2 protein-coding genes are annotated in these 1,254 nt (G+C 64.3%); one reads left to right on the forward strand and one right to left on the reverse strand.

All coding sequences use genetic code 11. The features are described 5' to 3' along the window. Window positions 1-309: heme-dependent oxidative N-demethylase subunit alpha family protein (locus tag EN935_RS36485; protein ID WP_127374259.1), on the forward strand; the 309-nt coding region annotated here is incomplete at its 5' end. A 168-nt stretch (window positions 310-477) separates the two neighbouring features. On the opposite strand, the gene EN935_RS36490 is transcribed toward EN935_RS36485, so the two are convergent. Continuing rightward, window positions 478-1,194 (reverse strand): XRE family transcriptional regulator, encoded by a 717-nt coding sequence (locus tag EN935_RS36490; RefSeq protein ID WP_109661999.1) that lies wholly within the window; start codon window positions 1,192-1,194, stop codon window positions 478-480. Window positions 1,195-1,254 lie beyond the last annotated feature (60 nt).

Consider the following 1,254-nt stretch of genomic DNA (forward strand, 5'->3'; position numbering starts at 1 on the left):
GGACCGGACCGGGCGACGGTGACGCCGGAGAATGTCGGCGACAAGGTGCATCTGCGGGTCGAACTGCAGAGCTTCTGGCGCCTGCCGCGCTCGAACGGCATCGTCTTCCCGATCCGCTGCTATCTGATCAAGATGGACGAATTGGTGACGCAGCCGAAATGGGCACGGCGCCTGCACCGCGTCATCCGCGACCTGCCCGACGAACTCGCCAACTACAAGGGCCTGACGCGCTATCGCCCGGCGCTGGTCGAATGGCTGTCGAAGCACGACGACGGCAGTGCGACCAGTTCGGGGTTTGGGCCGGATTGAGCAAGGCCCCCTCATCCGGCCGCTATGCGGCCACCTTCTCCCCGAGGGGAGAAGAGATCGCCAACGCTGGCGCCAGCCTCCTCTCCCCTCGGGGAGAGGTCGGATTGCCCCGAATTGCCCTTCGCAATTCGGTTGGCAATCCGGTTGAGGGGGCTGCTTGCGTCCCGCTTAGCCCGCGCTCTGCGGATAGCAGATGATCGACAGATAGCGCATCGGCAGCTTCGTCAGTTGCTCCGGCCCGTGCGGCGCGTCGGCGTCGAAGAACAGGCTGTCGCCGGGCTTCATCGGGTAGAGGTTGCTGCCGTGCCGGTAAACGACTTCGCCTTCGAGCATGTAGAGGAACTCCATGCCCTCATGCTGGAAGGTCGGGAACACGTCGGAATCCTCTGTCAGCGTGATCAGATAGGGTTCGACGACGACGCCGCTGGTGTTCGAGCCGATATGGCCGAGCAGATTGTACTGGTGGCCGGCACGGGTGCCCCGGCGCTCAACATCGAGCCCTTGGCCGGCCTTGACGAAGACGGCGCTGCGCTCTTCCTCGAAGCGGCGGAAAAAGGCAGTGACCGGAACGCCGAGCGCCCGCGACAGCGCCTGCAAGGTGGTCAGGGAGGGCGAGGTGATGCCGTTCTCGATCTTCGACAGCATGCCCAGCGAGATGTCGGTGGCGACCGCGAGATCAGCGACAGTGATGCCGAGCTTCTTGCGGAAGGCGCGCACCTCGCGGCCGATCGCGACCTCCAGCACTTTCTCGCGGGTGTCGCGAATGGCATGCGGGTTCTGCGTCAGCGGCGCGCGGATGGTTTTCCCGTCGGCCGAGACCTTTGGCAGCGGTTTGGCTTTCGCGGCCGCAGGACCAGCCTTGGTATCGGAAACTGTCTTCGCCATGTCGCCCCCGGCACTCTGCGGATTTATTTCACTCTAGGTGAACATGTCAGGTGCCGATAC

The sequence above is a fragment of the Mesorhizobium sp. M7D.F.Ca.US.004.03.1.1 genome, assembly GCF_003998635.1.
In the GTDB taxonomy this organism is placed as follows: Bacteria; Pseudomonadota; Alphaproteobacteria; order Rhizobiales; family Rhizobiaceae; genus Mesorhizobium; species Mesorhizobium loti.

Bases quoted from the DNA above. Each gene is read 5' to 3' on its own strand.
- EN935_RS36490 (WP_109661999.1), bottom strand. From the start codon at position 1,194: ATGGCGAAGACAGTTTCCGATACCAAGGCTGGTCCTGCGGCCGCGAAA.